The organism is Burkholderia sp. WP9, assembly GCF_900104795.1.
GTDB lineage: Bacteria > Pseudomonadota > Gammaproteobacteria > Burkholderiales > Burkholderiaceae > Paraburkholderia.
The window spans coordinates 3,596,672-3,623,263 of sequence record NZ_FNTG01000002.1 but is presented as its reverse complement, the minus strand read 5'-3'; the positions used below and the strand labels follow the sequence as shown (position 1 = coordinate 3,623,263).

The window sequence follows — 26,592 nt, the reverse complement described above, 5'->3', positions numbered from 1 at the left end:
TCCGGCTGTATCGTCGTTCGCCCAGTCAGAGGCACCTGTTAGCCGTGCGCAAGTGCGTGCTGATTTGGCTCAACTTGAACAGGCGGGCTACCAGCCGGGTGCTGGCGACCAAGCAACTTATCCGGTGCAGATTCAAGCCGCCGAAGCACGTGTCACCGCGAAAAATAACGCCGCTTCGGGTTACGGTGGAGTCTCGGGCGGATCATCCTCATCAGGCGCCTCGCTTAAGCCAACCGCCAATATCGCTACGAAGTCGATCAATTCGGGTCACTAAGCTGATCTGGAGCATCGGCAAAATGCGGCCTAAGGCTGGTTGCTGTCTTGATCGATAGCAAGCCAGCCATCTTGTTTTAGTACCTCCTCCTACGGCATATTTGCCGGTGGATCCCGCCCAGCTACGGCTGGCTTTTTTTTCGTACGCCGAGCTACCGCTAGATAAAAAATCAAAATGCGTTTGCTCAATTTCTTTGCCATTCGATAGCGGCACCTAGCGGCTTATCTTGATCGGAACTGGATGGTCCGCGCCCGACCCGCATTTCTGCCCATGTGGGCATCACGCGTATCGATCTCACGTATGTCGCAATGACGCCAAGGGTCGGCCCGACCTTTCCCTGGTGACGTATATCTCACACCATGCTGCCTATGACCCGCAGTCATAGGATTACGAGACGCCTTCTTCACTCAGATCGCTTTGCCTAAACTGACCATCAGAGCAGCACCTCATTCGCTGATTTCATCTGTCAAGGAGGCAATAACGATGTCGAATCACAACGCTCAGCCAAACACTAACGCGGTCAACGTCGCGACCTCGCGTAACCCTGCGACCAACGAACTGATCGCAACCTATACATTCCAGTCTGCCAACGAAGTGGAGCGCCTGCTTGTTGATAGTGCTGCAGCTTTCCGCCTGTGGCGGGCGACGCCGATGCGAGAACGCGTCGCTGCCTATCATCGCCTGTCGGCGATCTTGCGGGAAAGATCAGATAGCCTGGCCGCTCTCATCACCGCCGAGATGGGCAAGACCATCGGCGCAGCGCACGCAGAGGTCGAAAAATGCGCCGCCACCATCGAGTGGATCGCAGAAAATGGCCCTGCGATCATCGCAGACGAACCGGTCTCAGTCGATAGCGATGACGAGGTCCATGTTTCGTATCTGCCCATCGGCACGGTTCTGGCCGTCATGCCATGGAACTTCCCTTTGTGGCAGGTGGTACGCGCCTCTGGTCCGATCATGTTGTCGGGTAACGGCTTTTTACTGAAGCATGCGCCCAACGTTATGGGTTCTGCTTATGCCCTGCAGGAGGCGTATGAAGCTGCCGGCTTTCCAAAAGGACTTTTCGCCAATCTGAATACCGACAACGAGACAGTAGCCCGCACGATCGAGGATGATCGGATCGCGGCGGTCACGCTGACAGGAAGTATGCGCGCGGGCTCGGCGGTGGCTGCCACAGCAGGAAAAGCACTCAAGAAGAGCCTGCTGGAGTTGGGCGGCGCTGACGCCTTCGTTGTCCTGTCCGATGCGAATATCGATCTGGCAGTGGAAGCGGGCATTAAAGCGCGATTCCAGAACGCCGGGCAGGTCTGTCTGGCCGCCAAGCGGTTTATTCTTGAAAAGCCCATCGCCGAAGAATTTACTCGCAAGTTCGTTGCTGCCGCAAAGCAAGTAAAGGCGGGGGACCCGCTTGATCCTGAGAGCACGATCGGGCCGATGGCGCGCCACGACTTGCGCGACGAACTACACCAGCAGATCGAACGTACCATTGCGGCCGGCGCGACCCTGCTGCTCGGTGGCAAGAAAATTGAGGGCACCGGCAACTTCTACGAACCAACGGTGCTAGCTGACGTCACCCCGGGCATGGCGGCATTCGACGAGGAAACATTCGGGCCGGTGGCAGCGATCACGGTGGCAGACAACGCAGAACACGCGATTGAGCTTGCCAATACCAGCGATTACGGACTGGGCGGCAGTCTCTGGACCAACGACATCGCACAAGCACAACGCATCGCACGTCGCCTGGAGACTGGTGGCGTATTCATCAACGGCTATCCCGCCTCGAATGCTCGCATTCCGGTCGGTGGGGTAAAAAAGAGTGGCTACGGGCGCGAACTGTCGCATTTCGGCTTACGCGAGTTCACCAACGCCCAGGCGGTCTGGGCCAAGGTCGTGGCCTGATCCACAACCATCACATCGAAAAACAAACGACTAATTCTCGAAGGAATAGCCATGATGTCTAATCTCAAATCCAGTCCTGTTTTGCAAGCGGCTACAATCGGCGGCTTGCTCCTGAAGAACCGCGTTGTGATGGCACCGATGACGCGCAGTCGCTCGGACGATGCCGGCGTGCCGCCTGACTATGCCGCCGATTACTATTCGCAGCGCGCTGATGCAGGTCTAATCATCACAGAGGCGACCAATATCTCGGCACAAGCGCGTGGCTACCCACGCACGCCGGGGATCTGGACTAGCGAACACATTAAGGCGTGGAAACACGTGACCGAGGCGGTGCATCGCCGAGAGGGCAGGATCTTCCTGCAGCTCTGGCACACGGGACGGATGTCACACCCCGATATGCATGCCGGTGCGCTGCCTGTCGCACCATCGGCGATCAAACCGGCCGGACAGATCCGCGTCCACGATGGCATGAAAGATTTTGTCACGCCTCGTGCGCTCGCGACGGACGAAATCCCGTTGATTGTCGAGGAATATCGCCGTGCTGCGGAAAACGCGAAGCTTGCCGGCTTCGATGGTGTCGAAGTGCATTCGGCCAATAATTACCTACTCGAACAATTCATTCGTGACAGCACGAATCATCGTTCGGGCAGGTATGGTGGTTCGGTAGAGAATCGATTGCGTTTCCCACTCGATGTCGTCAAAGCCGTTATCGATGTTTGGGGCGCAGACCGCGTCGGCATCCGCATTTCGCCAGTCACTACGACCCCGGGTGACACACCGCCCGACAGCAATACGATGGAGACATACGGTGCATATGTAGACGCGTTGTCACGCCTCGGATTGCTTTATATACACGACATCGAGGGCGTGACTCAACTGAGCCGCGAAGCGTCAGAAGGCATCAGCTTCACTGACCTGCGCAAGCGCTTTAAAGGCGCCTACATCGCCAACAATCAATACACGCTCGCCCTAGCCGAAAAAACACTGGCTGCGGGAGACGCGGATCTGTTCAGCATAGGACGGCCGTTCATTGCCAATCCGGATTTGGTCGAGCGCTTCAGGACAGGCGCTCCACTAGCCGAAGCGCCAAAGGAATATTGGTATGGCGGAGACGCGAACGGATATTCCAACTGGCCGCGGATGAACGGTCAGAGTGCAATAGATCAATGAGGAGGGTAAAACCCCGGTCATTGAGCGAGATTAACATACTGCACTCTCTATAGAGCCAAACCGACTTGGTACGTGCAACATCGTTTGGCGGCCGGAGACCATCGATGGAATGTAACTAGCGCAACTCCCATGTTGAACGGTCTTCGGCGAATCAATTCGAGACTAGTCGAGATGGTCGATAGCCGGTCTTCCCAGACAGGAAAGAAATGACTGTTGTACTCTGGAACCGGTCGTTTGGATGGCCCCATCCGACCGTCCGTAGTGGGTCGAGAGTGTGAGGTCACTGATCGAGAAAGCTGTCATTCGGCGGCGACGACAAACCACCGGCCGCAGTCCGCCATATTGCTGACGTAGCAGTCGTCCGGTCCCAGCGGCCGCAAAGGCCGACCAGCGGTCCTCCGAAACTTCGTTAGCGATGCGCAAATCGAGCTCACAGAGTTCGAGGCACTCTTCTCTTTAACGCCTTGGCAACCGTAGCTGCGATAACGGGTGTTAAGTCACCGTGCGCGCCTGCTCGGAATCACGGTCCTGTGGATCGTCAGTGAGGCCGAGAAAGTCCACAATGTCCGGATCATCCTGCGCATCCCGAGCGAAATCGCACTGTTGTCGAGCGAAGCTTTCCCTAAAATTCGTCACGGCACTGGCGGCTCGCGCAGAGCGCTGTCTTGATCTGCATCGTCAGAACGTGCCGCGGCCAGCCATGCTCATGCGTCTTGCCGGCATACGCGCTTCCTCGCTTCGAATCCTTGACCATATGCAGTAAGGTAGAAAGATAGAACCAAGGCAATTGTGCAGCAGGCTCTGCCCAAAGTTGGCCCTCTGGCCACGCCTGCATAAGCGAGCGCATATATTTCAGGTTGCGTTAAGAAAATCCGCGCATGTCGGGAACCTCGATCTTAGGTTCCGGGCAAGTTGGGCAACTATTCCAGCGCCCCGCCCCGTCGCCACCGATGATCGCCGGGTCCTCAGCCAATCTGCCCCACTCCTCGTGCAGTCGCAGCCCAATCCAGCGCAGGGAGGCTTCCCTGCCGGCGCCCCACTGCGCGTTGGCCTAGTTGCCTCAGGACGAGGTTGCAATCCACCGCATTCCTCCGTCCTTGGTCCGTTGATTTTGCTCATGGAATACCAGTTGTCTCGCGACAATGGGGTATCCCGGCTCGGTCGTCCAGACTGTTGACGCTGTCAGCGCAGCGCTACTCGCCGGCTGCGACTGCGACTTAGGGCGAGGTCCGGCGGCGCGATCGGCCTTGAACGCAGGCGCATGGGTGGCGCAGGCGCCCAGCGACGAAGTGGACGCGGCGACGCCCTTCCTAGCATCGATGACTTTGCCCGTAAGCCAAGGTCCTGTCACTCATCAAACTTAGGTCACCGCTCCAATGCAGAATCGGATGTCGCCTCGACGGCAGGTGAAAAATCAGGGGAACTTCTGCGGCAATCGGTCCGCTGCCCTGCAGGCAACTCGTGTCTCTCAAGCAGTCACTTTAAGACCTCTTTTGCCCGCTGCGAAGGACTCGCTGCAGTGAGGCAGCATGAGGGGCGTTCAGAATAGTTTCTATGAACAGCAGCGCCGACACCGGTCGGACTCGGTGAAGTTAATGTCGATCGGAAATAGTGAAAGAAGCTTGGCGCGACGGCGACCTATTTCGCGCGACAACAATTAGTTGCGCATCATGCCGACGGGCAAACTAATCGGACCGGGCGACGACTCGGAAGTGAGACACGAGGCTAATTAATTGCGTGCACATTTGGTGTGAGTCGCTACATCGCGTCTCGGCGGAAGCGGTTCCTGCATCGCGTACGGGGAATTCTTGCCTGTCAAGGGATGGTCGTTCCTAATCTGCCTAATACGCACAAGAACGGTGCCACACTCATAGCGTTTGCACGAGCGGATCGCGCACCGTGTGGCTCTTTTTGATGGTTCCAACCAGTCACGCATCAGCACCGTATTCAGCGCGGTGCAGTTCGAATCGACGACGGCCCACCGGTCAGCGCAATCCGCGGGCCAACTTCATGCAAGCGTCCGCCATCCACGGCGAAAAATGCGAGTTGCTTCTCGACGTTGAACTGCACGATCAAGTACTTACTGTCCGCAGTGAACGCGATGCCCTGTGCTGCTTCTCCGCCAGCCGCTTCGGAAACCTTCACCGCCTGTCCGTCGCGAATCGCGAACAACAGTACCTTCCCGCGCGGCTGACGACCTGGATTGTCTGGCGTCAGATTCGAGCCATTCATTGCCTGGACGCCAATCCATTTGCCATCTGGCGAAATGGCAACGCCTTCAGGCAACGACGGCACGGTGATGTGTTGAACCGCGCGGAACGGCTCATGCGCCGTGTCGATAAGTGTGATTGCATCGGCATCGCCCGTGAGCGTGCCCGCGTAAGACGGCAGCCCGGCGAGACCAACATCACTCACGACAGCCCACTTACCATCGCTCGACACGTCGATCGTGTACGGAGCCACGCCGCTCGACAAACGCAAACCGCTATCTGATACCCGAGCATCGGCAACGTTGAGCACAGCGACGCCCTGCTCATCGCGCATGGCCACCAACGCGCGCCGCCCATCATGAGTGAAACTCACGCCCGCCAGGCGTTTGTGTCCAACAGTCAGACGCCCGGCGAGCGTCACATTTCCATCGTCAATTCGAAGCTCCACAACACTGCCGTCGACACACGTAACAAGTGCAAGCCGACCCGCGTGGTCGATCGCAATCCCTTGAGGATGACTCCCTATCTCGATCCGGCTCACGACAGGCACCGGCGCGTGCAAATCGACTACTTGCACAAATGAATCCATTTGCAGCTTGCTCGTTGCATGATCGTAGCGAGTCGGTGCGCCGACCAGCGCGATGGCGCCGTCTGGTGTAATTGCAACTGCTTGCGGCGGACCCTGAATGCCATTCTCGACCTCCACCTGCGCCTTTATCTGGGGCGGGAAATGGCTCGCATCGAGAAGCGTCAACGTGTCAGGGCCGTGAGTGACGGGATATGTATCGCGCCCCTCGACCCGCTGATACTTTCCGTCGTTACCCGACACGATCCAGTCGGCCCCTTCGGACGCAGATGCGAACGTCGATGAGGTAACGGCGATGGTCAGCGTAATTACCGCCTGCGCACAGAGGGTGAATTTCGAAATAGATAATTGCATGTCGATGTCTCGGTAATGACGTCTCGTGAAACTATTTTGCCGATGCGGCTACCGCGCCGGCCTGGGCAATTATGGAGTCCTGGACGCCGGCGCCACCGCTGGCGCCCACCGCTCCCTCCAGTTTGCCGTCAATCACGATCGGAATCCCGCCCTCGCCCGCCAAAATGCCAGGAATGCTCAGCACAGCCGCTGAGCCGTTATTTACCGCTTCTTGCATCGCCTTCGTCGGCCGACGAAATTGCGCGGACGCGCGCGCCTTCGCCTCCGCAATCGCGAGCGACGCCAGTTGGGTGTTGTCCATCCTGTCACACGACAGCAGATTGCCGGCGCTGTCGACTACAGCAACCGCATATTGCCAGTTACGTCGATGTGCTTCTGTCTCGGCGGCATCGATAACCTTGCGGGCCTGCGTCAATGACAGAGGAGGACCATAAGGCACGTCAAACGGTAATTTCTCCGGCACGTTCGGGGTATCAACTGACTGGGCTTGCGTCGCACCGGCAACACTCAAGGCCACCAACGCGAGAAGAGACGAAACAGCAACTTTGAACATAGATGAACCCCCATTCACACATAACGCGCCACGCGATGGTCTTTTATCCGTTGCTCCGGCCGCCAGCGACCTCGGACTGATGCACACGCCACTTCCAGAACGCAAACGTGCCGAACAGCAACACGAGTCCGCACAGACCCGCCACCGGCAAGATGTACGGCTGAATCCACGCGAGCAATGGCAACTGGCCGCCCTGGCGCGCAACTGCAACATCGGCTGAAGTCACGGGAGCTTTCGGATTGCCGAAGTGCTGCAATACGTAGTTCGAGATCGCGGCAATCTGATCGTCGGTTAGAGGCTGTACGTACGACTCTTCGCCAAAGTTCGGCATAAGCACGTGCCTGTCACCCACTTTGCGATCCACACCATGAAGGATGGTCGCGACCAGATTCGATGAATTCGTGCCGCCCGTCGCTGTATTATGAAATAGCGACGGATAGCTTTGATCGGCGCTGCCCGAAGCGTCCGCGCGATGACAGCTTGCGCAATAGCCACTGAACAACGCAGCGCCGGAGGACGGCGGAACGATAGTGTTCTCACTCGACATGCCGCGCAGCGACGCTTCATCGCTACCATGGCCGTCGTACGCGAATGCCGGCTTGCTTTCGCCCGGCGTGCGGATCGGTGCCGTGCTGCGCAGGTAGACTGCGATCGATTTCAGATCGTCGTCCGACAGGAACTGCAAACTGTTTTGCACCGCTTCGGCCATGCCGCCAGCCGCTTGGTTCTTGCCGTCGACGTGGCCGGCTTTCAGATACGTGACGAGTTCGTCGTCGGACCATGCACCGATACCGCTGACCGGATCCGATGTGATGTTCGGTGCGTACCAGGGCCCAAGTTGTGCGCCGCTGAATCCCTGGTCGATATCTTCGGCCATCATGAAGTTACGCGGCGTGTGACACGCGCTGCAATGCGCGAGTACGTTCGTCAGGTACGCACCGCGATTCCACTCGACGCTACGATGCGGATCGACCGTGAAGCGCTGATTCTTCAGAAACAGCATGTTCCACACGATCATCGACTGACGGATGCTGAACGGAAGCGGCAATGCCGTTTGCGGTGGAACGTCGTCGACCGGCTCCACACCCTTCATGAAATACGTATAAAGCGCGTGCACGTCCTTATCCGTCATACCGACATATGAGGTGTACGGCATCGCCGGATAGAGATGCGCGCCGTCGGCGCGAACGCCTTCGCGCAACGCGCGCGCGAACTGCGCCTCGGTGTAATTGCCTATTCCCGCTCTTTTCGAGGGCGTGATGTTGGTCGAGTAGATCGTACCCATCGGCGACACGATGCCGTAGCCGCCTGCAAACGGTTTGCCTTTGTCCGCGACCGTGTGACATGCCATGCAGTCGGACGCAATCGCAAGAAGATGACCTTGATGGATCAACGCGGTTTCCGTATCTGGCGCGGCTGCACCCGTAACCGAGTTCGCGACGCTTTGCGCAAACGCGGCTGCTGCACCAAGCGCACTCACGCCGAGCGCGATGATCGCTACCCACGCGCGGCGACGCCTCTTGGCCGCGTCCACCGAGCGGCGCGCATTGAAGAATCGATCGATCATGTCAGCCTCGCCGCAAGGTTCTTTCGATCGAATCGGCTGATTTGATAGCGAGCGCGGCCATCGACAGTGTGGTATTCACCACCGAAGCTGACGCCATCGCACCGCCGCCGGGCAACCAGAGGTTCACGTGATCGTGCGCGCGGCAATCGCCATCGACGACCGAGTCTTTCGCGCTCGCCCCCATGATCGTGCCGCCCATGATGTGGTTATTCGCGTTCAGGCTCTTCGTGATATTGAACTCGAGCGCCCCGAACAACTGGCCAATATGCTCGAGTTGCGCGTGCGCAGCGGTCGCGCCGTCGCGCACATAATCGCCGACGTCGTAGTAGATATCGGGGCACGCAAGACCATGCGGATCGCGGCGCGTTTTGCTCAACGTGAGACGGTTTTTAGGGTCGGGCAACGGCTCAAGGCTGATCGACAGATCGACGCCAAAAATCGCGCGGCGGCGAATCTCGTCGTCCAGTTCCTTGCCGACGAGACCGAGTTGCAATGCCTGCTCCGTCGCCGGAGCGACGCGCGAGATATTGTTCAGGATCATCTTGTTTGACGAATACTTCGAGCGGAACGCACCGTCGCGCGGACCGACGATGCAACTGCTCTGTGCTGGTCCGCGGCCCAGCCACAACGGCTCGTTGGCAAGGAACGTGCAGTGAAAACCGGAGTGGTCCATCATGTTGCGGCCGACCTGGTCCGAGCTGTTTGCAATGCCGTTGGGATTGCGCGCATTAGCGGCGAGCAGCAACAGACGTGGCGTCTCGATGCCATTGCACGCGAGTACGAAGGCACGCCCCTTCGCCGCATGCGACTGGCGATTCGCATCGTAGAAATGAACCGCGGTGATGTTGTTCTGGTCGTCAGTATCGATCTTGTAGACCACCGATTCCGCCATCACTTTTGCGCCCTTCTTTTCGGCGCTCTGAATCGTGTGAATACCGTTGTACATTGCGCCGATCGGACAGATCGGCTGACAGTTGTTGTTGCCGCAGCAGGTCGGCCTGCCATTCCACGGTCGCGTGCTACGTCCTTGCGGAATTGGGATCGAGCGATAGCCGTGCGCATTGACGATTTCGGCAAAACGCGTGTCGCCGTAAGCCCAGGGGACCATGTCCATTGGATACGGACGGCTGCGCTCGGACGGCGATTGCCGTTCGGGATCGTTCGGACCGGCAACGCCGAGCGCTTCCTCCGCGCGGCAATAGTATGGTTCGAGATCGTCGTACGAGATCGGCCAGTCACGACCCACGCCGTATGTCGATTGCATCTTGAAGTCCACCGGCAGATGGCGCCAGCACGACGCTGCCCAGTGCCACGTCGTGCCCCCCACCGTGCGCAGATAGCCCTGCTTGAAACTACCCGCGCTTGGGCCACTCAATGCGACGTAATCGTTCGGCGGAAAGTACAGCGGCGCGGGCGCAGCTTTCGCCTGCGGATACAGACCCTGAAAGTCAGAACCGACGCGATTCGGGAATGGCATGTTTCGCCAGTTCTCGACAGCGGTTGCGCGGTCGATGCGCAGTCCTGCTTCAAGAATCACGACAGAGTGGCCTTGTCCGGCGAGTTGATCGGCGATCAACGCGCCGACCACGCCTGAGCCGACGATAACGACGTCCGCGACGACATCGCCGCTGGAGGAGATTGTGGGCGATACCATGTTCAAGCCTGTTTTTGCGTGGTGGGCGCAGGCGCGGCGCTACGCGCTCTGGCGGCTTCGGCGGGCGTCGAAACGCCGGCGACGGGCGGCTGCCTTTCCCACCAAAGAGGTCCGTTTGCGCAGTAAGTCGGCGCGCTCAGACCGTCGGCGACGGTCGCGTACATCAGCGAATCCGCGTACGCGACCATCTTCGAATGCTGGTCGCGCGTGACGGTGCCGGTGTACCAGCCGGCGACGATCGCAGTCGCGATGTCGTGCAGCCCGGCACCATTGGCGGCGGCAAGTAGCTGTTGCGGGCTCTGCCCTGAATGCATCTGATCCGCGAGCGCCGCTGCCTGCGCGGCAAAAACACTATCGCTAGCGCACAGCGTCGCGAACAAACGCGCACCGAAAGTCGCGTTCATCGACGCGTGGCCGGTCAGCGCTTTCGATAGTTGCACGAAGGCCGTTGCGTCGAGCAACGGCGCGCTCGTTGCACGCTTGGCCGCCGATACCCGCGCCCCCTGCGCAAACACCGCTGTAGGGGAAAGAAACGCGAGCTGCGTCGCAGCCGCGAGTGTCTTGAGCGCATGACGTCGGGACAGATTTGGCGCGCCCGGATCGCATTCCGAACTGATTTTTTCTCTGAGCATTCGAGGTTGCTGGAACGGTCAACGGGCGTGTCACTACATCCGGCGCGGACAAATCCAATTGGACCGGCCCAAGCATTGGGTAAGTTGAAATTCACGTTCAGGTTTGATTGCGCCATTGGCGAAATTCTGCTGAATACTATATTGGAACCGGTTCCAAATGAAAATTAATTTGTGGAAACTCGATTGCAATACTTGCAACAATCGCGCGTGACTACATCTGGTCGCGTTCCACAGCGTCCGTTGCACCGGTGGACGAACAATCCGTGTATAGCAAACTAGTTGAATATTTCAACTAGTTTGCTATACTTTGCTTATCCGCCATGGAGTTTCCTGTGTATTCCGATTTTCTGAATTTCAAGCTGGACATGACCAGTGCTCTACTCATGGAGCACGCTAACGCTGTATATCTCCAGCATTGGAATCTGGATGTGCGCGGATTGCGGGTGTTGCGCCTGATCCACGCCTGCCCTGACATCACCCCCAAGGAAGTTTCATCCCGCGCGTTGCTGGAAAAAACACTGCTGTCCAAGACACTATCGCTGCTGGAGTCTCGCAAACTCATCTCCCGCAACCCCCACCCTGTCGATCGGCGCAGCGTCGGCTTGCGCACTACGGCCATGGGCGCCCAGGTCGCAGATGATTCCTCGGCCGTGGGTGCAGAACTTGAAGATCGGCTCGTGTCGGCGCTTTCGCTTAAGGAACGCAAGGCACTTGATGGTCTGCTATCCAAGCTGATGGACAGCCTGCTACCGCCTGCTTGACGCAGCCGTTTTCCCATCACTTTGCCGCCTTTGTATTTGAAGGAATACCCGATGTCGTCCTTAAAAAAGTTAATCCCCGAGCTTGATGCCCTGTTGCCTGAATTGGAGGAGGTATACAAAGATCTCCACCGTAACCCCGAACTATCGATGTGCGAGTTCCGCACAGCGAAGATTGCCGCCGACTATCTGGAGCGTTATGGCTACGATGTTACGCAAGAGATAGGCGTGACTGGCGTTGTCGGAGTGCTGCGCAACGGCGAAGGCCCGGTGGTAATGCTGCGTGCCGACATGGACGCGCTGCCCATGGCTGAAGCCACTGGTCTGCCCTACGCCAGCGATGTGGTTAGCCGCGATGAAGACGGCGTGGAAGTTCCTGTGTGCCATTCCTGCGGGCATGACATGCATGTCACGTGGTTGATGGGCGTGGCGCGGGTATTGGCAGAGAACCTCGACACCTGGCACGGCACGCTTCTAGCCGTGTTCCAGCCAGGCGAAGAAGTGGGCAAGGGGGCGCAGAGCATGCTCGACGACGGTATGCTCCAACGCTTTCCCAAGCCCGACATCGTTCTTGGTCAGCATGTGATGGTCGGGCCGGCTGGCACCGTCGGTCATCGCAGCGGCACCATTCTGTCGGCCGGTGACAGCCTGAAAATCAAGTTGTTCGGCCGCGGCGCGCACGGCTCCCAGCCGCAAACCTCGGTAGATCCGGTCATCATGGCGGCATCGACAGTACTGCGCCTGCAGACCATCGTATCGCGAGAAATCTCCCCGCAGGATCGGGCCGTCCTTACCGTTGGCTCGTTACAGGCTGGCACCAAGGAAAACATCATCCCCGACAATGCCACGCTGAAGCTGAACGTGCGCACCTACGACGAGGACGTACGCGACTATATGCTGGGCGCCATCAAGCGAATCTGCTGCGCCGAATGCTCGGCGTCCAATGCACCACGCGATCCCGAGTTCACGACGATCAACCGCTACCCGCTGACGGTCAACGATGCACAGGCCTCCGCCACTCTGGCCGGAGCTTTCGGTGCCTGGTTTGGCGACCGCGCCTATGAAACGGCGCCGGCAGCCGCTAGCGAGGATTTCAGTGTGTTTGGCCGCGCATGGCAAGTGCCATACGTGTTTTGGTTCGTGGGCTGTACCGATCCGCAAGTGTACGAACAGGCCAAGGCCGCGCGACAAATAAATACTATCCCAAGCAACCATTCACCCCAGTTCGCGCCTTTGCTGCACCCAACCTTGCGCACCGGACTTGAAGCGATGCTGTGCGCGGCCTTCGCCTGGTTCGGGAACGCCGAATAGCCTGCGATGGACAGCCATCTGATCTATACGGTACTCGACCTGTTGGGCACGTTTGCATTTGGCGTAAGCGGCGCAGTTGCGGCACGTCAGCAGCGGCTGGATCTGTTCGGCATTGCGACCATTACCTTCATCGTCGCGTGCGGCGGTGGGATTTTGAGGGACGTGTGCCTTGGCGCATTTCCGCCGGTAGGCCTGTCGAGCTGGCGGTATCTGGCCGTGTCGCTGGTCGCTGCCGCCTGGGTCGTGTGCTCTTACCCAACGGTGTGTCGAATGAAATCGCCCGTACAGCTTTTCGATTCCATCGGCCTTGGACTGTTTGCAGTTGCGGGAGCGAAAAAGGCTTTGGCCGCCCATGCCGGCGCGGAAGTCGCGATAGTTCTGGGAACGGTCAGCGCCGTGGGCGGCGGAGTGCTCAGAGATATATTGCTGTCACGCGTGCCAAGCATCCTGCAGCGGGAAATTTACGCCTCCGCCGCGCTGGCAGGCGCCAGCGTCGAGGTTCTTCTCAGCTACACCGGCGCAAGCTCGGTGTGGACCCCGTGGGCAACAGCCGTCGCATGTACTGTGCTGCGGCTCGTATCGCTGCACTTTGGCTGGCGACTGCCTTCCAGTCGGGATGACGGCAGCAAGCAACTGCTCTAAACCCTGTCTGTCTTCCCGGTTAGCCGACCTCGCGGCATTTTGGGTATCGCAATTAAACACCTGTGACGCCACCACCGTGCTATTCACGCCCCTTCGGTGGCTTGATGCGGGGAATTGCGCCAGCGCGTCGGAACGTAGCTCCCATGTTGCCGCTGCTCTCACGAATCATGTCGATCAACGCCCTCGCGATAGATGTCGCGAGGGCCAGGTCACGGCAGATCAAGCCAATCGTCATGTTGGGCAACGGTTCTGATATCTGCACTCGGCGCAGTTTTGAGTTGTATTCGGGCATGTGGAAAGGTAATGCACTCCACATGCTAATGAGATCCGTCGTCGTCGCCATTTCCACGTACAGCGTTGTCGACGTGCAGCGCAGCACGCTAGACGGTGGCTCAACACCGTTGGCGCTGAAGAGCGACCCTACCAGGCTTGTTGCATCGTCGAAACCATCCCAACTGAGCCATGCCGACTGGGCCAGCTCACGCAGGGACTTCTTTCCGCGCAGTGGGTGATCCACACGAACCGCTAAAGCGGTCGGAATGGTATAAAGCTCCTCCCAATGGAACCGTGGTTCGACTGGTTGCCCGATACGGGAAACCAATCCCAAATCGATCGAACCGTCCGCCAGCCCCTCTTGTAGCTGTAGCGGCCGGAGTTCACGCACGTTGACGCTGACATGCGGGTGCATCCGCATGAATCGTTTAAGCGCCTCGGCAAACGGTCCAGTTGCGGTTGCTGGTGTGACGCCTACCGTCACATTGCCACGAGCAATTCCTAGCAGATTGTCGATGTCCTCTTTCGCGTGCTGCATCTCCAGTTCGATGACGCGCGCGTGCCGGACCAGACTCTGCCCATACGAAGTCAGTTGCACACCATTGTTGAACCGCAAAAGCAACGGCGCCCCGAGTTCAGTTTCGAGATCGGAAAGTGCCTTGCTAATCGCCGGCTGGGTAATGTGAAGCACCCGGGACGCCTCGCGAATGCTGCCCTTCTCTGCCACCACGATCAACGAGCGAAGCTGGTGAAGTTTCATTAGAAGTATCCGTTGCCGTGTCGTAGGAGGAGACGCGAGGATAGCCCAACGTCAGCAAACGTAAAAGTTGGCGATAAGAAAAAGTAATCGGCATAAAAACAAACGAATTGCGGTAACAAATTGACGCCTTCATTGTTGGATCACCGCGTCAAACGCGCGACACCCACCACCCCACCGGAATCGTCATGGCAAATCTGCATAGCCCGGCCGTAGATTCGGCGATCAGTGCATCCACTGAGGTCCGAGCGTCAAATTTCAAGCTGATCGCCGCAACAGCACTCGGAAACGGTCTTGAGATGTTCGATTTCACGATTTACAGCTTCTTCGCGCTTCTTATCGGAAAGCAATTTTTTCCGTCAGACACGCCTTTCGGTTCCTTGTTAATGGCCGTAGCGACGTTCGGCATCGGCTTTGTGATGCGCCCCCTCGGTGGTGTGCTGATCGGCAATTATGCGGACCGCGCTGGTCGAAAAGCAGCAATGACGCTGACGATCATGATGATGGCCGTAGGCACTGCGCTCATCGGACTAGCTCCGACATACAAGAGCATAGGAGTGCTGGCTCCAATATTGATCGTCATTGGACGATTGATCCAGGGGTTTTCAGCAGGCGGGGAAATTGGGGCATCGACCACCCTGCTCATGGAGTCGAGCGGGCCCTCCAGTCGCGGCTTTCTTACGAGCTGGCAAGTAGGTAGCCAAGGTGCAGCAGCACTGATCGGTGCTCTGAGCGGATTTGCGTTGTCGAACCTCTTATCACCAGTGAACCTCGAGACGTGGGGTTGGCGGGTACCTTTCCTGTTCGGACTGTTAATCGGTCCTGTGGGCATGTACATCCGTCAGGCGCTCGACGAAACACACACGGACGCGCCTAGGCCCCAAAGCGCCTTCCGAGAAGTCCTGTCCAACTATAAACGCCAGTTGATAATCGGCATCTCGCTGATCATCAGCAGCACGGCCGCTATGTACGTCGTCGTGTTCTACATGCCCACGTATCTGATTCGCGTGCTGCACTTACCGCCGTCCACGGCCTTCCTGGCAGGATGCGTCTCCGGCGCCACATTGATGGTCGGCGCACCTCTCGCGGGCCTTGTAGCGGACCGCCTGGGGCGCAGGAAGCCCATGGTGATGTGCGCGATGGTCATGGGGGCTGTCTTGATCTATCCAGCATTCTGGTTGCTTAATCACACCACCGATATTGGCATCGCACTCGTCATCATCGCGTGTCTGGTAGCGTGCCTTGCCGGCTCATCGATCCCGATGATGTTGCTCCTGCTCGAATCGTTCCCGAAGCACGTTCGGGCAACCGGCCTTTCGGTTGTCTACAGTGTAGGCGTCTCGATCTTTGGTGGCTTCGCCCAATTTATCGTGACGTGGCTCATTAGCACCACCGGAAACCAGATGTCGCCCGCATGGTACATGGTCGTATGCAGCCTCATTTCGCTTGCCGGCCTGATAGCGGCGCAAGAGCGGCGCACCGACTGAGCGCGCCGCACTACTTCAACGAATGGAGATCTAGAAATGCCGTTGGTTTTGGAGAAGGGATTTGCTGAAGACCGTCTGATCGCGGAAATCGTGGCCGAGGAAGGAATGTTCATCGAGATCCGGCGTCGTCTCCATGCGAATCCGGAACTTGGGGCAGACGTCGACGAGACCGCTGATTTCGTCGCAGGCCTGCTTCGAGACTGGGGCTACAGCGTCTACACAGGTATCGGCGGAATGGGCGTCGTTGCTCAACTCAAGCTCGGAACGAGTAAACGAACGATCGGCATCCGCGCTGATATGGATGCGCTACCGATCTTCGAGCAAACTGGTCTGCCCTACGCGAGCCGTACGCCCGGAAAGATGCACGCTTGCGGGCATGACGGACACACGGCCATCCTGCTCGCCGCAGCAAAACATATTGCGCGAAGCCGGTCATTCAACGGCACCCTAAACCTGATTTTTCAGCCCGATGAGGAGAACCTCGGCGGCGCACGCCGGATGATCGAGGACGGCTTATTCAAACGCTTTCCTTGCGATGCCGTGTACGCACTGCACAATGGGCCCGGCATCCCTGTCGGTCAATTCGTTGTGAAGGACGGCGACATGTTAGCGGGGTCCGATATAGCAACGATCAAGCTGACAGGTGTGGGTGGTCATGGGGCAATGCCTGACAAGACACGCGACCCCATCGTCGCCGCCGGCTCTCTCATCATGGCGTTGCAAACGATCGTCGCGCGCAATCTCGCGGCGACGGACACGGGTGTCGTCAGCATCGGCGCAATCCATGCAGGAGCAACACACAACGTCATTCCCGAGTCCGTGGAACTGATGCTCAATATACGCTCAACCAGCCCTGAGATCCGTGAGCGCATTGAGGCACGCGTGCGCGGGATAGTCGAGGCTCAGGCACAGTGCTTCGGTGTGGAAGCCTCGATTCACTATAAGCAACTGGTGCCAGTGGTAATGAACGCCGAATCCCCTACGGCGCTCGCGCGCGGTGTCGCGTCGGCGATCGTCGGTCCCGAGAATGTGCTACACGACACGAAATCCGTACTTGCCAGCGAAGATTTTGCATGGATGGCGCAGGCTGTTCCGGGTAGCTACGTGTTCATCGGCAATGGCGTCGGCCAGTGGGGTGGGTGCATGTGCCACAACCCAAAATACGACTTCAATGACCGCATCATCAGTCTCGGGGCGACCTATTGGGTCAAGGTCGTGGAAACGTACCTTCAGTAGGGCGCTCCGTTTCGATTGCTGTATTTCTTGATTTCCTGCCCGTCAGTCACAAATCAGCATAAATCCAACGAGATGCGATTCGTTGAAAAATTCTATTCGATCGCGAATATATATTTAGTAGTCCGTTTGAGAATACAGTGACCTTGGATTTCAAAAAAAGAGCATGCCCCTTCTGGAGATCAATCGATGAAAAAGCATTACTTTGCGCTCAGCGTTCTGAGTGCACTCGCCAGCGTTGGTCAAGCGCAAAGCAACATGACGTTCTATGGCATCCTCGACGAGGGAGTCAACTACAATTCCAACGCTGGCGGGAAGCGGCTCTATAGTCTGACGAGCGGAGGCCTGCAAGCCAGTCGATGGGGACTACGCGGCGCAGAAGATCTCGGCAGTGGCATGAAGGCAGTCTTCGTGCTGGAGAACGGTTTTGACGTCAGCACCGGAAAGCTTGGTCAAGGCGGTTTGATGTTCGGCCGCCAGGCATATGTCGGTGTGTCCGGCGGCGTCGGAACGATTACGCTAGGCCGTCAATACGATTCCGTCGTGGACTATGTCGGTCCGCTGGAGTCCGGGGACCAGTGGGCAAGCAGCATGGGCGCTCACCCGGGCGATCTCGACAATCTTAACAACTCATACCGCACAAATAACACCATCAAGTACACAAGTGCGAATCTTGCCGGTTTGACATTCGGCGGCACGTATAGCATGGGCGGCGTCGCAGGCAACTTCACGTCGAACCAGATCTGGTCGCTAGGCGCCGGCTATGTCAACGGTCCGTTGGTACTTGGGGTGGGTTATCTGAACGCCCGAACACCTGCAGCGAACAATGGCAGCATGTTCGGCAATAATACTTCGTCCAGCACCGCGTCGTCTGTCACTACGCCGGTTTACAGCGGCTTCGTTTCAGCCAATACCTACCAGGTCGTCGCATTGGGCGCGGCTTACACCTTTGGTGCGACAACGATTGGCGCGACGTACTCCAACATCAGGTTTATGGACCTTGGCGCGGTCGCATCGCTTAACACGAAGGGCTATGTCGGCACGGCGACGTTCAATAACGCGGAACTCAATGTCAAATATCAGCTGACCCCCACCCTGCTCGTGGGCGCGGCATTCGACTATACGAAGGGAAGCGACGTCAGCGAGTCGAACGGTGCTACCAACCCGGGTGCGAAATATTTGCAGACAGCGTTGGGAGTTGACTATTTCCTGTCAAAGCGAACAGACATGTACGTTGTTGGCATATACCAGTCGGCTTCAGGAACAGGCTCATCCGGCAAACCGGCTGTCGCGGCGATCAATACTCAGATTGCGTCAAGCAGCGATAGGCAAACCTTTCTGCGTATCGGCATGCGTCACAAATTCTAGACACTTTGGGACGGTCAAAAATCCAAGTTTCCCGGATTAGAACAAATCCAGAATCGTGGAGAGCGGAGGACGTGGAATGGAAAAAACACGGGTCCTCCGCGTAGGGACCGGAAAGCGAATCCTCGCCACAGCGTGGGCCATGAGAATCGCAATCTGCACTAGAACACGGACTGTCGTGACCGACACTTCAGAAATCGCCCGGGTTGAACACCCTTTTGACGAGATTGAGCCAGTGACAGTCGGCCTGACGCTCGCTGAGGTGAGGCAGCAAGGACAACGCGGTCATTGCAAAGTTGGTCCGGCGTGTCAGTTTTGCGACAGTGAATGAGTAACCGCCCATGCTGGTTCCAGAAACGCGTCGGACAGAAAATCGACAAGCCGGCGAACTTTGATCGGCAACTGCTTCCGGCTGGGATACACGGCGTAAATTCCCAGTTCAACCGAACGGTAGTCGGGCAGTATTCTCACAAGATCCCCACGCTTCAAATCCTCCCCAATCATGAAGCTGGGTTGCAATATGATGCCGCCGTCGCGCAATGCGATCGCGCGGCAGGTGTCTCCGTTGTTTGAATAGACACGCGCGCGCGTGCGTACGACCACCTCGCCATCTGGGCCTTCGAATTTCCATTCATCCCGCCCTGCCAGGTGCGAGTACGCCATAACCCGGTGGGCAGTCAGTTCCTTCGGATGCGTCGGAACGCCGTGACGGGAAAGATAGCCCGGTGATGCACATGCAAGCATCTCCGTCTCCGCAAGCTTGCGACACACCAATGATGAGTCCGGCAGCGCGCTGATGCGGACTGCGAGGTCGTAACCTTCGTCGACGAGGTCCACGACGCGGTCGTTGAGCGTAATGTCCAGATCGACCTGCGGATGCGTTTCCATGAAAGCACCCCATAACGGGGCCAGATGCATGATGCCAAACGTCAACGGCACATTGACGCGGATCAGTCCGCTCGGTTCCTGCGTCCGCGAGCTCACTTCTGTTTCGGCGTCGTCCAAGGCCACCAGAATCTCTTTGGAGCGTTGATAGAAGAGCCTGCCTTCCTCAGTCAGCGAAAGCCGGCGCGTGGTGCGCTGTAGCAGGCGCACGCCAAGACGCTGCTCCAAGGAGTCGACATGACGGGAGACCGCGGCCTTGGACATTCTCAGCGCATCGACCGCGCCAATAAAGCTTCCGGCCTCGACGACGGCCGTAAACACGCTCATTTCAAGAGTTCGATCCATTCTATTGTCTCGATAAATGGGACTATATGTCCAGATAATAGCTGTTTATCAACCATTGCTGGATCAATAGAATGGACTTCAATACTCCGGCTGCGAACAGGCAGGTTCGCAGTCGAAAAGGCAAAAACTCCGAGGCAAACCATCATGAAGTCGCTCATCCAAGCCATTGTTGTCGCCACTGCATTCGTCGCTCCCGTCGCGTTCGGCCAGTCAAACCAGCCAGTGAGCCGCGCTCAGGTTCTCGACCAATTGGTCCAGCTCAGAAACGCTGGTTATAGCGCCCACGGCAGAGACCCCTCCTATCCCGCCGACGTTCAGGCGGCTGAGACTCGTGTGTCCGCGCGGAACGGCGCGGCACGAGCCGAAAACAACGCCTTTGGCGGGGTGGGCAGCGGATTGTCGCAATCTGGCGAGTCCGCGGCGAATCCCCCCACAAAGTCGTTGTACGCGCGTCATTAGCCGTTGGACCGGCGAGCCGCGAGCGATTCGACGCTGAACCGCTACTCACCATAAATGTGGCTGCTTTCTACTTAACGTGTCAGCTTAAAGAGGTTATTGATATGAACGTCACCATCATTGGCACCGGCAACATGGGGGCCGCATTCGTCAAGCAGCTGAGCAAGGCCGGCCATGCGGTTCGCGTCACCGGCCGCGATGTCTCGAAGGCCGAAGCACTTGCGGCCGGGCACGCAGGTGCAACGGCCTCTCCCCTCGGCGAGGCGCTAGGTAACAGTGAGGTCGTTATTCTTGCGACCGGCTACGGCGATGCCGTGACTGCCCTGCAAGGTCTGGGCGACCTCACCGGCAAGGTCATCATCGACATCACCAACCCGCTGAATGCAGACTATTCGGGCCTGGTCGTCGGCCATGACACGTCGGCCGCGGAAGAAATCTCCAAGGCAATCCCTGGTGTTCAACTGGTCAAGGCATTCAACACTCTGTTTGCTCAGGTTCTAGCCGACGGGCCGAATTTCGCCAACGAACAGACCGCACCGGTGTTCTTCGCCAGTGACAGTGCGCACGCCAGGCAGACGGTCAAGGCACTCATCGAAAGCCTTGGCTTTAAGCCGATCGACGCCGGTCCGTTGAAAAACGCCCGCTACCTCGAGCCTCTGGCGGGCCTGAATATCTATCTGGGCTACGGCGCCGGTCTGGGCACGGCCATCGCACCCACCTGGATCGCAAAATAACAGCACACGAGCAGAGCAGATCATGAATATCCTGCACAAAGACGCCGCTTCCGGCCTCGCGTTCCGTCTACGCCCCGCAACGGGTCAGCCCGCCGCACGGCTCTTTCTGCTGCATGGAGTCGGAGGTAATGAGACTAACCTGCTACCGCTTGCAGACACCATCGACAAGCGTGTAGAGGTGGTCTTCGTGCGTGGCCGGCTAGAGCTCGGTGCCGGACAGTACGCCTGGTTCCATGTGCGATTCGGCCCGCAAGGACCCGTCATCAATGAGGCCCAAGCGGACGAAAGTCGCCTGACCCTTCGTAGGCTGGTCCGTTCCATGGCCAGTGCCGACGCGAACGCACCTGTGCCGGCGTTGATGGCGGGATTCAGCCAGGGCGGGATCCTCAGCGCGAGTGTTGCTTTGTCTTCCCCCAAGGACGTGGGGCGCTTTGCCGTTCTGAGCGGTCGTATTCTTCCGGAACTGGAGCCGCATCTCGCACCAGCCGAAGAGCTTGCCCGACTCTCGGCATTCATCGCACACGGCCGACTCGACGACAAGCTGTCAGTAAAGTTCGCAGAACACGCTGATTCGTGGTTGACCACGCTCGGCGTCCCGCATGAAATGCATCTGTATTCCGTGGGCCACACCCTGACGGCCGAAATAGCCGGTGATTTTTCACGTTGGGTCAGTCAGCAAACCAATCTCGATTAACCAGAACCGGAGTTTCATCATGACCGATAACCGCACGGCTCCTTATGCCGCCTTCCTCCTGCGCCTCGCGTTGGGCATTATGTTCATCGCGCACGGACTGACCAAGCTGCTCGTCTTCACGCCTGCCGGCACCGCGAAATTCTTCGAATCGGTTGGCTTCGCCGGCTGGTTTGCCTGGCCGATTATCTTGTTCGAGATCGTCGGTGGAATTTTCCTACTGACGGGCATTTATGCGCGCGCCGTCGCGGCTGTTGCCGCGATTGAATTGTTGGCCGCTTCGACCGTGCACTTTGGCAACGGCTGGTCCTTTACCAATCCAAATGGTGGCTGGGAGTACCCGGTTTTCCTCGCGATTGCGGCTGCGACACTGGCGTTGCTTGGCGATGGAGTCTTTGCTGTGAAACCGACTGTTCGCGGGGCCTAAGCGCTACGGCTCATCACGACGTCACAGGAATAACGCAATGGAATTCGGCATTTACACGTTCGGCGATCTTGCTGCCGGAGAAGTCAGCACAGAGCGCGTGCATCAGCGCCTCGAGGAGATCGTCGCCGCGGCAAGGATCGCCGACGAAGCCGGAATCGACGTCTTTGGTGTGGGCGAACACCATCGCCCGGATTTCGCTGTATCGTTTCCATCGGTCGTGTTGGGCGCAGTAGCGAGTGTGACACGACGGATCCGTCTCACCAGCGCGGTGAGCATACTGAGCTCCGACGATCCGGTCCGGCTCTACCAGCAGTTCTCCACGCTCGACCTCCTGTCGGGCGGACGGTCCGAACTGCTGGTAGGACGCGGCGCATATAGCGAGTCATTTCCGCTGTTCGGCCATTCGCTTACTGACTACGAATCGCTGTTTGACGAGAAGCTGGGCCTTTTGGTCGCAATCAATGAACCGGGGCCTGTGTCATGGTCAGGGATGCACCGGTCGCCTCTGTCCGACGCCTGGATCATGCCGCGACCGTTGCGAGGCCGCATTCCGATCTGGGTCGCCGCCGGTGGAACATCGTCGAGTGCTATTCGTGCCGGCCGTGCAGGCTTGCCGTTGAATCTTGCCAACATTGGCGGAATGCCCGAGCAGTTTGTACCGTTCGTCGACCTTTATCGCGCAGCGGGCGCCGAGGCCGGCCATTCCCCAGCGCAACTGAAAATGGCCGTCTCCGGGCATTTCCATGTTCAACGCGACGGCCGACGTGCACGAGAGGCATTCTTCCCCTACTACAGGCGTTACATAGCAAACAATCTTCCCCGTGAGCACGCAGAGATGTCATGGAGCGCCTACGAAGCTTTGTCTTCACCGCGCGGTGCCCTCTTCGTCGGAAGCGTAGAGGAAATCGTCGACAAGATTCTGATGGAATATCAGCTGTTCGGACATCAGCGCTACATGGCGCAACTTGACATCGGTGGTCTTCCATTCGAGATGGTCAAGGAATCGATTGAACTGCTTGCCGCCGAAGTCATTCCCGCTGTTCGCCGGGCTATTCCCTAGCGGGCGAACTGCCCGCGGCACAACAAACAGATGCCGGCGAGGGTGCTACGTCATTCTCGAAGTCTGCGCATCTACAACTGGCCTCAGATCGGTTTATTGCGTGCGCATTAGTGCGAACGCCATCCGCACATCGGGGCAAGACAGTTTTCCAGCTCAATGCTGATCAGCGAAACGTCACCACAGCGTAGCTTGCCCGGCGATACCACTTTGGCGTCAACCCAGGGATAACGATGGCGCTCGCCTCTTTCATCCATTTCGGCGGGTAACGGCGGTGCAGTTTTCTTCGGGCCGGCGAAGTGTCACGCTTGCCGTCAATAGCGCGACAACCATCGTATAGCAAGCCATCCACTGTTGAGCCTGAATAGCAAGGTCGCGAGGACGCGCCGCGTGAATCGGCGAAGCCTTGTGCGTCGCGCCGTCGTGAAAACATCTCACGCATCCGCTTGCAAAATAACTATTGTGAATAAGCAATATGCGATTGGGTTCCGTAGACGCAGGAAACATCGCCCGATTACTTTGGAGGCTAGACAGAAAAATAGAATCTGGAGACATTTAATGAAGAGTGCATCGCCTGTCATCGACGTTCGCGCCTGGCTGGACGTTCAACGTTTCTCCGTGTTTCAGTGGCGAATCGTGTTTCTCTGCTTCTGTATTGTGGCTGTCGACGGCTTTGACACCGCCTGCGTCGGCTTCATCGCCCCTGCTCTGATGCATGAGTGGCAAATCGGCCCAGCGGTGCTCGGAGGTCTGTTCGGCGCAGGACTAGCGGGCCTAATGATCGGTGCATTGTTTTTCGGCCCGTTAGCCGACCGGGTCGGGCGAAAAAAAACACTAATCGTCACCGTAACCTTTTTCGGCCTCGCTAGCCTGGCTGCGGCATACGCGCCAACCGTCGCATTCCTCATCGCTCTTCGTTTCATTACGGGTCTAGGCCTTGGCGGCGCGATGCCCAACGCTATCGCGCTTACCTCGGAGTATTGCCCCGAACGCCGAAAGTCTTTTCTAACGACCGTGATGTTCTGTGGATTTACGCTGGGCTCCGGCTTGGGTGGTGTCGTCTCAGCTCAACTGTTGCCAGACCACGGGTGGCGAAGCGTACTTCTCTTCGGTGGCGTGCTTCCTTTGGCCTTGGTGCCAATCCTGGTCATCTTCCTCCCGGAATCCGTGCGGTTCATGGTCTCCCGAGAATGTCAGCCGGCTAGAATTGGGCCACTTCTTTCTCGCATAGCGCCGGTTCATTACGACGAGAACACGCGTTTCTCACTTCAGGAAATCAAGGTTGAAGGTTCGCCGGTCCGACAGCTTTTTGCCGCCGAATTCCGGCGCGGCACATTGTTGCTATGGTGCGTGTTCTTCATGAGCCTGTTGATCGTTTATCTCATGACGAACTGGCTGCCCACCTTGATCCACCATTCTGGCTTGTCGCTCGCCACTGCGGCGCGGATCGCCATCTTCTATCAGGTCGGCGGCACCGTCGGGGCCCTTTTCATTGGTTATCTGATGGACCGCTTCCCCCCGACCATCGTATTGGGTGTCGCTTATGCTGCCGGCTCGGCGTTCCTCATCGCCACAGGAAGTGCACAGGGCCCGCTGCTGGCAGCCGCCGTCACAGGCGTCGGATTCTGCATTAGCGGTTCACAAGTGGGCGCTAACGCATTTGCGGCTCGCTACTATCCCACAGCGAGCAGAGTTACCGGGGTAAGTTGGGCTCTCGGGGTCGGTCGCTTTGGATCCGTCTGCGGCGCGCTCATTGGCGGAATTCTCCTTTCGGCGAACATTGGCTTCACCCTCCTCTTTCTACTCGTTGCTGTTCCTGCCGCTATTGCATCAATTGCGATCTTTGCATGCGGAGTCCAGCCAGCGATCCGCAGCACCAAATCCGCTGCCGTCTAATTTCAAAACCAGCGGCACACAGCACCGCTAAGCCGCGGACGCAGTAACCTGTGTGCCTCCTCAAGGCACACACAACCATATATAAGAATCGGAGACCCCATGAAGAGGTATTCTGCTGCCTGCATTATCGCTTTTACTGTGGGAACTGCTCACGCTCAAAGCAGCGTAACGCTATATGGCTTAATCGATGTCGGTCTGACATACACCAATAACGCACAAACCGGCAAGCTAAATGGTCAACCCACAGGCGGCAGTCAGGTTGCGCTCACCGACGCGCACACCACTGGTCTGTCTGGGAGTCGCTGGGGCCTGCGCGGCACCGAAGATCTCGGAGGCGGACTGAAAGCAATCTTCGTCCTCGAAAACGGATTTATGGCAAACAGCGGAGCGCTCGCACAGGGCGGAGCTGAGTTCGGACGTCAGGCCTACGTGGGATTATTGTCCGAAAATAGAGGCACCGTGACTGCCGGTCGGCAATATGATCCGTTGGTCGAGTCTGTCCAGCAGTTCTCGGCATCCGGGTATTGGGGTGGCTATATGTCATCGCATCTGAACGACGTCGACAACCTGAGCAACACGAACCGTATCAACAACTCCATCAAATACACGACACCAACCTTCCGTGGCATCCGCGCGGGTGGACTATATAGTTTTGGCGGTGTGGCGGGCAGCGAGACCCAGAATCAAATATGGTCTTTGGGAGTCAACTACAACGGCGGCTCGTTCTCATTGGGTGCAGGATACCTCAACGCTAGAGATCCGAACGTTTCTTTTTATGGGAATACGCCTAACAAGGGACTGGCGACTGCCAACAACATCGGCTCTTTCGGCTCCCCTAGCGCGCCCGAAGCATCTCCCGGTCTAGCAGGATATGCGTCTGCCAAAACGCTAGAGATTATTGGCGGCGGAGCCTCGTACACGATCAGCCAGACAACCGTTAGTGCGGTAGTAACCAACACGCGCTTTGAATCGCTAGGGTCCTCGTCCGGCCCAAATCCTTTGCGCTATTCGGGCAATGCTGTTTTCACCAGCGCGGAGCTGAGCGTGCGAGCTATGGTCACGCCGACACTGCTGGCCGGCGTTGCCTTTGACTATACTCAGCGCAATTCGGTCGCCGGCGACGGCGGAGCGAAATATATTCAGCTCGATCTAGGTGCAGACTATTATCTTTCAAAGCGAACCGATATCTATACCCTCTGCGTACTACAACGAGCGAACGGACGAGATTCATTGGGCCAACCTGCTGTAGCGAATATCGCCGGCTTTACGCCGTCCTCATCGGATAAGCAGATCGGCTTGCGCCTTGGGGTTCGACACAAGTTCTAAGTCCCGTTCATCACGATGGTGCGCTTAAAACACGCCTATGGTCAACCTAA

24 protein-coding genes are annotated in these 26,592 nt (G+C 57.8%); 16 read left to right on the top strand and 8 right to left on the bottom strand.

Annotation, left to right across the window (positions count from 1 at the left end; genetic code table 11):
• From BLW71_RS37260 to BLW71_RS37250, 3 genes are all read left to right on the top strand, one after another.
• On the top strand, positions 1–274 hold a 274-nt coding region (locus BLW71_RS37260), incomplete at its 5' end, for a DUF4148 domain-containing protein (protein WP_091809342.1).
• A 483-nt stretch (positions 275–757) separates the two neighbouring features.
• Positions 758–2,173: an NAD-dependent succinate-semialdehyde dehydrogenase gene (locus tag BLW71_RS37255; protein ID WP_091801134.1), complete on the top strand. Its 1,416-nt coding sequence runs from the start codon at positions 758–760 to the stop codon at positions 2,171–2,173.
• Positions 2,174–2,224: 51 nt separating this feature from the next.
• On the top strand, positions 2,225–3,343 hold the full coding sequence (locus BLW71_RS37250; RefSeq protein ID WP_502686852.1) for an alkene reductase: 1,119 nt from the start codon (positions 2,225–2,227) through the stop codon (positions 3,341–3,343).
• Between the two features lie 622 nt (positions 3,344–3,965).
• Here BLW71_RS37250 and BLW71_RS42830 read toward each other — a convergent pair.
• The 6 genes from BLW71_RS42830 to BLW71_RS37220 all read right to left on the bottom strand — a co-directional run bounded on the left by BLW71_RS42830 (position 3,966) and on the right by BLW71_RS37220 (position 10,899).
• Complete coding sequence (locus tag BLW71_RS42830; protein ID WP_353615910.1) at positions 3,966–4,178, bottom strand: hypothetical protein; 213 nt, start codon at positions 4,176–4,178, stop codon at positions 3,966–3,968.
• A gap of 1,112 nt (positions 4,179–5,290) precedes the next feature.
• On the bottom strand, positions 5,291–6,493 hold the full coding sequence (locus BLW71_RS37240; protein WP_091808672.1) for a YncE family protein: 1,203 nt from the start codon (positions 6,491–6,493) through the stop codon (positions 5,291–5,293).
• Positions 6,494–6,524: 31 nt separating this feature from the next.
• Positions 6,525–7,046, bottom strand: a complete 522-nt coding sequence (locus tag BLW71_RS37235; protein ID WP_091808670.1) for a GlcG/HbpS family heme-binding protein — start codon at positions 7,044–7,046, stop codon at positions 6,525–6,527.
• Positions 7,047–7,089: 43 nt separating this feature from the next.
• A complete protein-coding gene (locus BLW71_RS37230) occupies positions 7,090–8,613 on the bottom strand; it encodes a c-type cytochrome (RefSeq protein ID WP_091808667.1) in 1,524 nt (507 codons plus the stop codon).
• Position 8,614: 1 nt separating this feature from the next.
• The gene (locus tag BLW71_RS37225) at positions 8,615–10,267 is read right to left on the bottom strand and encodes a GMC family oxidoreductase (RefSeq protein ID WP_091808664.1); all 1,653 of its coding nucleotides are present in this window, start codon (positions 10,265–10,267) and stop codon (positions 8,615–8,617) included.
• Between the two features lie 2 nt (positions 10,268–10,269).
• Positions 10,270–10,899 (bottom strand): sugar dehydrogenase complex small subunit, encoded by a 630-nt coding sequence (locus BLW71_RS37220; protein ID WP_091808661.1) that lies wholly within the window; start codon positions 10,897–10,899, stop codon positions 10,270–10,272.
• 332 nt (positions 10,900–11,231) lie between these two features.
• Here BLW71_RS37220 and BLW71_RS37215 point away from each other — a divergent pair, with 332 nt between their 5' ends.
• The 3 genes from BLW71_RS37215 to BLW71_RS37205 are packed head-to-tail and all read left to right on the top strand — an operon-like array spanning position 11,232 to position 13,610.
• A complete protein-coding gene (locus BLW71_RS37215; RefSeq protein ID WP_091808658.1) occupies positions 11,232–11,660 on the top strand; it encodes a MarR family winged helix-turn-helix transcriptional regulator in 429 nt (142 codons plus the stop codon).
• Positions 11,661–11,711: 51 nt separating this feature from the next.
• Positions 11,712–12,968 carry a M20 family metallopeptidase gene (locus BLW71_RS37210; RefSeq protein WP_091808655.1) on the top strand — a complete coding sequence of 419 codons (1,257 nt, stop codon included), beginning with the start codon at positions 11,712–11,714 and terminating at the stop codon, positions 12,966–12,968.
• A gap of 6 nt (positions 12,969–12,974) precedes the next feature.
• Positions 12,975–13,610 carry a trimeric intracellular cation channel family protein gene (locus BLW71_RS37205; RefSeq protein ID WP_091808653.1) on the top strand — a complete coding sequence of 212 codons (636 nt, stop codon included), beginning with the start codon at positions 12,975–12,977 and terminating at the stop codon, positions 13,608–13,610.
• A gap of 79 nt (positions 13,611–13,689) precedes the next feature.
• Here the strand turns inward: BLW71_RS37205 and BLW71_RS37200 are convergent, their stop codons facing one another.
• Entirely contained in the window at positions 13,690–14,643 is a 954-nt protein-coding gene (locus BLW71_RS37200; RefSeq protein WP_091808651.1) for a LysR family transcriptional regulator, read from the bottom strand.
• A gap of 185 nt (positions 14,644–14,828) precedes the next feature.
• Here BLW71_RS37200 and BLW71_RS37195 point away from each other — a divergent pair, with 185 nt between their 5' ends.
• From BLW71_RS37195 to BLW71_RS37185, 3 genes are all read left to right on the top strand, one after another.
• Positions 14,829–16,127, top strand: a complete 1,299-nt coding sequence (locus BLW71_RS37195; RefSeq protein WP_091808649.1) for an MFS transporter — start codon at positions 14,829–14,831, stop codon at positions 16,125–16,127.
• Positions 16,128–16,163: 36 nt separating this feature from the next.
• Positions 16,164–17,363, top strand: coding sequence for a M20 aminoacylase family protein (locus BLW71_RS37190; RefSeq protein WP_091808647.1), 1,200 nt, complete (start codon positions 16,164–16,166; stop codon positions 17,361–17,363).
• Between the two features lie 186 nt (positions 17,364–17,549).
• Positions 17,550–18,728, top strand: coding sequence for a porin (locus BLW71_RS37185; RefSeq protein ID WP_091808645.1), 1,179 nt, complete (start codon positions 17,550–17,552; stop codon positions 18,726–18,728).
• A gap of 306 nt (positions 18,729–19,034) precedes the next feature.
• Here BLW71_RS37185 and BLW71_RS37180 read toward each other — a convergent pair whose 3' ends face one another.
• Entirely contained in the window at positions 19,035–19,955 is a 921-nt protein-coding gene (locus BLW71_RS37180) for a LysR family transcriptional regulator (protein WP_091808642.1), read from the bottom strand.
• Positions 19,956–20,099: 144 nt separating this feature from the next.
• On the opposite strand from BLW71_RS37180, the gene BLW71_RS37175 reads away from it, so the two are divergent.
• The 7 genes from BLW71_RS37175 to BLW71_RS37145 all read left to right on the top strand — a co-directional run bounded on the left by BLW71_RS37175 (position 20,100) and on the right by BLW71_RS37145 (position 26,542).
• Positions 20,100–20,414 carry a DUF4148 domain-containing protein gene (locus BLW71_RS37175; protein ID WP_091808640.1) on the top strand — a complete coding sequence of 105 codons (315 nt, stop codon included), beginning with the start codon at positions 20,100–20,102 and terminating at the stop codon, positions 20,412–20,414.
• A gap of 101 nt (positions 20,415–20,515) precedes the next feature.
• Positions 20,516–21,145, top strand: a complete 630-nt coding sequence (locus tag BLW71_RS37170; RefSeq protein WP_091808638.1) for an NADPH-dependent F420 reductase — start codon at positions 20,516–20,518, stop codon at positions 21,143–21,145.
• Between the two features lie 22 nt (positions 21,146–21,167).
• Positions 21,168–21,839, top strand: a complete 672-nt coding sequence (locus BLW71_RS37165; protein ID WP_091808636.1) for an alpha/beta hydrolase — start codon at positions 21,168–21,170, stop codon at positions 21,837–21,839.
• A 19-nt stretch (positions 21,840–21,858) separates the two neighbouring features.
• Entirely contained in the window at positions 21,859–22,263 is a 405-nt protein-coding gene (locus BLW71_RS37160; RefSeq protein ID WP_091808634.1) for a DoxX family protein, read from the top strand.
• A 37-nt stretch (positions 22,264–22,300) separates the two neighbouring features.
• Positions 22,301–23,323, top strand: coding sequence for an LLM class flavin-dependent oxidoreductase (locus BLW71_RS37155; protein WP_091808632.1), 1,023 nt, complete (start codon positions 22,301–22,303; stop codon positions 23,321–23,323).
• A 555-nt stretch (positions 23,324–23,878) separates the two neighbouring features.
• The gene (locus tag BLW71_RS37150; RefSeq protein ID WP_091808629.1) at positions 23,879–25,216 is read left to right on the top strand and encodes an MFS transporter; all 1,338 of its coding nucleotides are present in this window, start codon (positions 23,879–23,881) and stop codon (positions 25,214–25,216) included.
• Positions 25,217–25,315: 99 nt separating this feature from the next.
• Entirely contained in the window at positions 25,316–26,542 is a 1,227-nt protein-coding gene (locus tag BLW71_RS37145) for a porin (protein ID WP_091808627.1), read from the top strand.
• Positions 26,543–26,592 lie beyond the last annotated feature (50 nt).